This is a genomic window from Clostridia bacterium (assembly GCA_012841935.1).
GTDB lineage: Bacteria > Bacillota > Peptococcia > DRI-13 > DTU073 > DUTS01.
In genome coordinates, this window is the sequence record DUTS01000067.1 from 1 (window position 1) to 6701 (window position 6701).

The following is a 6701-nucleotide window of genomic DNA, read 5'->3' on the forward strand; positions in this document are numbered from 1 at the left end:
GAACCGGTGACCTTATCCTTACCAAGGATACGCTCTACCGACTGAGCTACGCCAGCATACTGGTTGCGGGAGAAGGATTTGAACCTTCGACCTCCGGGTTATGAGCCCGACGAGCTACCAGCTGCTCCATCCCGCGGTAAATAATATTAACCGGCTCGGAAAATTAGTGAGCCGGCGGCACTTGCGAACTTTATTATACAATAAAACAAGAATTTAGGTCAAGTGTTTTTAAAATTTATTTTAACTATATTCTTCTTGGTTACGCTTTTCTAGGTACCGCTCTAATTTTCGCTTTACCCTTTGCAAAGCATTGTCAATTGACTTAACATGTCTTTCCAACTCAGTAGCGATTTCTTGATAGCTTTTTCCTTCCAAATAAAACATTAAGACTTGCCATTCCAAAGTACTAAGTATCTCCCCCATTTTTTCTTCAATATCGCAAAATTCTTCTCGATTAATCATCAATTCTTCCGGGTCGGAAATTTTAGTGCTAGAAAGTACATCCAGTAAAGTGCGGTCTGATTCTTCATCATAAATAGGTTTATTTAGGGATATGTACGAATTCAAAGGAATATGTTTTTGGCGAGTTGCCGTTTTAATTGCCGTTATGATTTGTCTGGTAACACACAGTTCCGCAAAAGCCCGAAAAGAAGATAATTTTTCTGCCCGAAAATCACGAATCGCTTTATATAACCCAATCATACCCTCTTGTATAATGTCTTCCCGATCGGCCCCGATCAAAAAATAAGAACGGGATTTAACCCTAACAAACTTTTTATACTTACTAATTAAGTACTCCAATGCCTCCTGATCACCGTTTCTGGCTAAACTGACAACATACTCATCTTCCAAAAATTCGAAAGAATCCAAACTCCTTGGTTGGGTAGCCACCGTCATTTCTTTATCCCTCCATCCCCCACTTTTCACAACCGGCAACTTGTCCACGCCACCGTCAATATTATAACCTAAAAATTTTTAAAAGGTCAAGCTGTTTTGCTTTTAAATTATAACCAACCACGCTGTCGAATGACCTCATAAAAAAGTAGAGCAGCAGTCACCGAAACATTAAGTGAATTTATTTTGCCCCTCATGGGTACTTTGACCAAAAAATCACATTTTTCCTTAACCAAACGCCGCATTCCTTCTGCTTCACTTCCCAAAACTAATGCCAATGGTTCTTTTAAATCCACCTCCAGATAATTCCGCTCAGCCAAAGGCTCAGTTCCCACTAACCAAAAACCCCGCTCTTTTAACTTATCCATTACTTGCGGCAAATTGGCCACTCTAGCTACTGGCACATATTCCACCGCCCCTGCCGAGGCCCTAGACACGGCCGGAGTTAGCCCTACAGCTCGATGTTTAGGAATAATTACCCCGTGTACACCTACCACCTCGGCTGTTCGCAAAATGGCACCCAAATTTTGCGGATCCTCAAGACCATCCAAAATAACCAAAAAAGGTATTTCTTTTTTCCGCTCTGCCCGTCCAATCATTTCTTCCCATTCCACATAAGCCTTGACACCTGCCCAAGCCAAAACCCCCTGATGGAGATTACCCTCTGCTAAAGAATCTAATTTTTCCCGGGCCACAAATTGATAAGGAATACCCTGCTTTTCCGCCAAAGAAATAATTTCTTGAATAGTTCCTCGCTTGATACCCCGAGCAAAAAAAACTTTATTTAAAGGCCTACCCGCCTTTAAAGCTTCTTCCACAGAGTTTTTCCCCGCAATAATCCCCCCTTTTTTCATTTTTCATGCCCCCTTACTTCCAACAAATAAGCAAAAATTTCTGCAAGCCTCTCCTGTTTACCAGATAAATAAAGATAACCCAAGAGTGCTTCAAACCCGGTGCTCAAACGATATTCCCCCATGGAAATATTTTTGGGCACCTGACTCTTCATATTTCGCCCCCGCCGTACCAAATCTTCCTCATCTACACTTAAAAAGCCATGCAAGCTCTGCAGCAGATCAGCCTGTGCCCCAGCATTAACCAAAGCAGTTGTTTGCCGATGCAAATCTTCAAGCTTTTGCCAACCTTGTCTAACTAAATGGGCCCTTACCATTAATTCAAATACCGCATCCCCAAGATAAGCCCACACCAAAGGGGAAAGGCTATTTATCTCCTTATTTTCCATCTAATTTCCACCTAACTCCCGCTGGTGTATCTTCCACAATGATACCCAAGGATTGTAGTTTTTCCCGTAAATAATCAGCTACAGCAAAATCCTTACGCTCCCGTGCTTCTTGACGCAGAGCAATGACCAATTCCACTAATTCACCCCATAAAGCCTTTTCCGCTTCTCTTTGAACAAATTGTAAACCTAAAATTTCGGCCAACTGCCGATACTTCTTAGCAGCCTTTTCCAAAACTAAATGATTGGTAAGTTCCCCTAACCAACCATTAATTGTTTTGGAGGCCTCAAAAAGCACAGCTAAAGCCAAAGCGGTATTAAAATCATCATTCATCGCTTCACAAAAACGTTTTTCCCAAAGTGAAATTTCAGCTAAATAAACTTCCCCACCTTTTTGGGGCTCAGCTTCTGCCAATTTTTCCTGTAAAAGATCATCTGTATTTTTTAATCTCTCCCAAGCCCTGGCTGCTTCCTCCAATTTAGATTGGCTAAAATCAAGTGGACGGCGGTAATGTGTAGAAAGCAAATAAAAACGCACCACCTCAGGTTCGAATTCCTTTAAGATCTCCCGCAAAAGAAAAAAGTTACCCTTTGATTTAGACATTTTGGCCTGATCAATAGTAATGAAGCCATTATGGAGCCAATACTTGGCCATGGGCAACCCATGAAAAGCCTCAGATTGAGCTATTTCATTTTCATGATGTGGAAAAATCAGATCTAAACCACCAGCATGAATATCAAAACTAGGTCCCAAATATTTAGTAGACATTACCGAACATTCAATATGCCAACCTGGTCTACCTCTACCCCAGGGACTATCCCAGGCCAATTCATCTGCTTTAGCTTTTTTCCATAAAACAAAATCAAAAGGTTCTTTTTTACGGGGATCAACCTCTAAACGGGCACCGACCCGTAATTCAGATAATGACCTACCCGAAAGTTTCCCATATTCCTTAAATTTGGCTACCTCAAAAAAAACATCACCTGCACATTCATAGGCATAGCCTTTAGCCAACAATCCCTGAATAAAAACAATTATTTCCTCAATATTTTCACTTACCCGCGGATGAAGTAAAGCCTTTTGCACATTAAGAGCTTCAGCATCCCGAAAATATTCTTGAATATAGTTTTCAGCCAAAGCCAAAGGCTCTTTTTCTTCTTCCTGAGCCCGCTTTAAAATCTTATCATCCACATCAGTAAAATTTTGCACATAAATTACCAAGTATCCCCAATACTCCAAATAACGCCTCACTGTATCAAAAACAACCAAAGGGCGTGCATTTCCCAAATGAATGTAATTATAAGTAGTAGGACCACAAGCATACATTTTTACTACTGGTGGCTCACGTGGTATAAACTCCTCTTTTTCACCGGAAAGTGTATTAAAGACTTTCAACTTCACCTTTTTTCGTCTCCTTTGCCGCTAGCTTATTTTCCAATACTTTTATTCTCTGCTGTAAATCAGCCAAAACATCTAAAATGGGATCAGGGAGTTTATGATGTTCTAAATCTACTACCCGGCCTTCACTTTTTACTACCCGTCCAGGCACACCCACCACTGTAGAATTTGGGGGTACTTCTTTTAAAACAACAGAACCAGCCCCTATTTTTACATTATCACCAACTTTAAAAGAACCCAAAACTTTGGCTCCAGCACTAATCACGACATTATTACCGATGGTGGGATGCCGTTTCCCTTTTTCCTTGCCAGTACCACCTAAGGTAACTCCTTGATAAAGTGTTACATTATCACCAATTTCCGCAGTTTCACCTATTACCACCCCTGCCCCATGATCAATAAAAAAACCTTCTCCAATTTTAGCCCCAGGATGAATCTCTACCTGAGTCAAAAAACGATTAATTTGTGAAATAAAACGTGCCCCCAAAAACCACTTTTTATTATATAACCAATGAGCCAAACGGTGCAAAATAATGGCATGAAAACCAGGGTAACAAAAAATTACTTCCCAGACACTTTTCACCGCTGGATCACGTTCAAAAACAACTTTAACCTGTTTTTTAAGCCAACCCAAACTCCTCACCCTTCCCACAAAAAAACCCGCCTCTTCAGAGACGGGATACCCGCGGTTCCACCCTGTTTGGGATTAAACCCCACCTTAAAAGCTTTAACGCAGCTCTACGTTTGACCCTACTTATTTTCAAGTCAACAGCTCCGGGGTGCATTTCGTCTATTTACGTCCGCACGGGCTCTCAGCCGCTGACCCGTCCTCTCTGGAAAGCCGCTCCTAGACTACTTTTCCCTTTCATTACCTTTCATCCCTAGTATATGCTCCTCCCTAAAGTTTGTCAATAAATAAAACAGGGTCCTGAATTTAAATTCAGACCCTGTTTTATTTATTTCCCTAGTTCCCCAAGATCCTGTTCAGATCGAGTTGTTTGTTCCTCCCGAGGTCCTATCCAAGATGTCGCATTAGGATAAAGCTTATCGGCTTCCTGATGTACACGTGTAACCTTTGCCATTTCAATCGCCTGATCAAGACGGTGCTTTTTTTGCGAACCGAATCTATGTTGTGGCTTAAAATGCTTTAAGTATTTTGCCGGTATTCCATATTTCATAACCCCACACCCCCCTTTTAGTGAATTCCCACTTAACAATATTGAATGTATTCACTATTATTGCATACTTTTCTAAAAAATACAACTAATAATTTCAATTTTAGCGAAAAAACTCTTCGGGAACTTGCTTAATTAGATGCTCTTTAATTTTCTTAACCTTTCTAGCGGCAAAGTGATGACATTCTCTAAGTTTTTAATATCTGTTCTGGCATTAAGCGGGCAAAAATTTCCCCGGGATAAAAAGTTTGCTGTGCGTTTTGCAAACTTTCTCGACCAATACTGGTAATAAAATTTTTCTCAATGTCATCTGTACTAAAATGCCATGCGATATCTTTATTTACGGGTAAATATTCCCCGATTATCGACCGCAATTTCGTGAGCATAACGCAAAGCCTGATGGAAACCCCGACCAGTGGCAATACAAATCAAGACATCAGGATTTCGCTTTTAAACTTTGTTTACCCATGAATAAATTATACAAATGCCAGCCCTTGGCCCAATTTAAGGCCACAAGACTTTTTACCTGATAAACTTTTTGCCTAATCGGTCTAATTAATTCAAAATCTATTTTTTCGCTAGGCATTTACAAACACCCCCTTAATTTGGCACATAAACCAAACGATTAGCGGTAGCCGCCAACTCCAGAGCCTCTTTGTCAGCAAACAAAGCTGTAAACAAACTACCAGGCAAATCCCCTTCCCAACCAACAGCCACGGCCAAATCTTCTATTTGAATGCCTTGGGGTGCCTGGGGAACACAAGTAAACATAAACCAAGGCGCCTGCTTTAAAAGAGCCATTTTACCCTTTTGGTATTCAGCCGGCAAGTAAACCCCCATAGGTTGATAATCTTTACTAGTGGGATTAAGTGTTAAATAATATTGCAAATCGGTGCCAATCTCGAAACCGTGCACAAACTGCCCCTGATTCCCCCATAAATCCCGCAGACCTTGATAAGAATTATCAGAAATAACTTTTTGGCAATCAGCCTCTGCATATTCAACTAAATAAAGCAACTGTAGGGCACTCCAAGTTTGTATATCTAGAAAACTCCAACCAGGATGAGTGACAGCACTTTTCTCTAAATGAGTCCCTACATAAATACAGGGCACTTCTTTACCATTACGCCAAAAAGCAGGATGAAGCTCATAGCCCGGTCTTTTTCGACTACTCACCCAAAACTGATAAACATCATTTTCCAAAGTGCGGCGATAATAGAATTTGGGCAAGCAAACCACACTGCGGCCATCAGTAGAAGTTCCACCTAAAAGCGTACCTTCGAAAGCTAAATTACAAGAAAAAATATCACTCCAGGGATAGAGTCTGGCAAAATTTAATGCTTGGGTATCATCTATCCTAGTTAATTCAGTTCCAGTTCCACTCCATAAAACACCTATTTCACAATCTCTTTCCGGTATAATACGATTTAAAATAGTGATAACTTCTGCTCTAGTTAATGCCTGTTGGGGACGCAGAGTACCATCAGGATAACCATTTAAATAACCAGAGGAGGCCATAATTAAAAGTACATGTTCACTCCAGTCGGGAAATTGATCACGATCACTAAAGCTATTCACAAAATTATCAATTCTCTTCCCAAAAGGGAAAATTCGAGTTAAAATCGCGGCTGCTTCTTGACGACTAACTCCCTTTTCTGGTTGAAAAGAACCATCAGGATAACCCTGCCAATAATTAGCTGCCTTAGCTAAATCACTATAATACCAAGCCTGAGGTGAAACATCATTAAAAACAACCCTGGATTTAGTTTGTGGTTCCACCTCAATACGATTAAGCAAAACAACAAATTCCGCACGGGAAATTAATTGCTCTGGTCTAAAAGTACCATCTGGATAGCCGGCAATTAACCCCCGCTTAGCACCTGCTTTAATTTGTTCTTCCGCCCAATGTCCCTCAATATCAGAAAAAGCCAGCACACTTCCGGAAAAACAAATTAACAAACAGAAACTAATTAAAAAAACTCTTTTCATGCTAACC

9 protein-coding genes, 1 tRNA gene and 1 other annotated feature are annotated in these 6701 nt (G+C 40.6%); all 10 genes read right to left on the reverse strand.

Annotation, left to right across the window (positions count from 1 at the left end; all coding sequences use genetic code 11):
* Positions 1 to 60 precede the first annotated feature (60 nt).
* Positions 61 to 136 (reverse strand) — tRNA-Met (locus tag GX687_04015).
* Between the two features lie 104 nt (positions 137 to 240).
* The gene (gene sigH, locus GX687_04020; GenBank protein ID HHX96612.1) at positions 241 to 897 is read right to left on the reverse strand and encodes an RNA polymerase sporulation sigma factor SigH; all 657 of its coding nucleotides are present in this window, start codon (positions 895 to 897) and stop codon (positions 241 to 243) included.
* Positions 898 to 1004: 107 nt separating this feature from the next.
* Positions 1005 to 1748 carry a 23S rRNA (guanosine(2251)-2'-O)-methyltransferase RlmB gene (gene rlmB, locus GX687_04025; GenBank protein HHX96613.1) on the reverse strand — a complete coding sequence of 248 codons (744 nt, stop codon included), beginning with the start codon at positions 1746 to 1748 and terminating at the stop codon, positions 1005 to 1007.
* A complete protein-coding gene (locus GX687_04030) occupies positions 1745 to 2134 on the reverse strand; it encodes a ribonuclease III (protein HHX96614.1) in 390 nt (129 codons plus the stop codon). Before GX687_04030 ends, rlmB begins: the two co-directional genes overlap by 4 nt.
* The gene (locus GX687_04035; GenBank protein ID HHX96615.1) at positions 2124 to 3527 is read right to left on the reverse strand and encodes a cysteine--tRNA ligase; all 1404 of its coding nucleotides are present in this window, start codon (positions 3525 to 3527) and stop codon (positions 2124 to 2126) included. The genes GX687_04030 and GX687_04035 overlap by 11 nt, the downstream gene beginning before the upstream one ends.
* Positions 3514 to 4164: a serine O-acetyltransferase gene (cysE, locus tag GX687_04040; protein ID HHX96616.1), complete on the reverse strand. Its 651-nt coding sequence runs from the start codon at positions 4162 to 4164 to the stop codon at positions 3514 to 3516. The genes GX687_04035 and cysE overlap by 14 nt, the downstream gene beginning before the upstream one ends.
* 33 nt (positions 4165 to 4197) lie before the next feature.
* Positions 4198 to 4408: a binding site (T-box leader), on the reverse strand.
* A gap of 78 nt (positions 4409 to 4486) precedes the next feature.
* Entirely contained in the window at positions 4487 to 4708 is a 222-nt protein-coding gene (locus GX687_04045; GenBank protein ID HHX96617.1) for a hypothetical protein, read from the reverse strand.
* A 185-nt stretch (positions 4709 to 4893) separates the two neighbouring features.
* Positions 4894 to 5091, reverse strand: coding sequence for a hypothetical protein (locus GX687_04050; GenBank protein ID HHX96618.1), 198 nt, complete (start codon positions 5089 to 5091; stop codon positions 4894 to 4896).
* Between the two features lie 50 nt (positions 5092 to 5141).
* Positions 5142 to 5291, reverse strand: a complete 150-nt coding sequence (locus GX687_04055) for a hypothetical protein (protein ID HHX96619.1) — start codon at positions 5289 to 5291, stop codon at positions 5142 to 5144.
* Positions 5292 to 5305: 14 nt separating this feature from the next.
* On the reverse strand, positions 5306 to 6701 hold a 1396-nt coding region (locus GX687_04060), incomplete at its 5' end, for an S-layer homology domain-containing protein (protein HHX96620.1).

Coding starts and splice junctions, on each gene's coding strand:
- sigH (HHX96612.1), bottom strand. CDS start 897: ATGACGGTGGCTACCCAACCAAGGAGTTTGGATTCTTTCGAATTTTTG.
- rlmB (HHX96613.1), bottom strand. CDS start 1,748: ATGAAAAAAGGGGGGATTATTGCGGGGAAAAACTCTGTGGAAGAAGCT.
- GX687_04030 (HHX96614.1), bottom strand. CDS start 2,134: ATGGAAAATAAGGAGATAAATAGCCTTTCCCCTTTGGTGTGGGCTTAT.
- GX687_04045 (HHX96617.1), bottom strand. CDS start 4,708: ATGAAATATGGAATACCGGCAAAATACTTAAAGCATTTTAAGCCACAA.
- GX687_04050 (HHX96618.1), bottom strand. CDS start 5,091: ATGCTCACGAAATTGCGGTCGATAATCGGGGAATATTTACCCGTAAAT.
- GX687_04055 (HHX96619.1), bottom strand. CDS start 5,291: ATGCCTAGCGAAAAAATAGATTTTGAATTAATTAGACCGATTAGGCAA.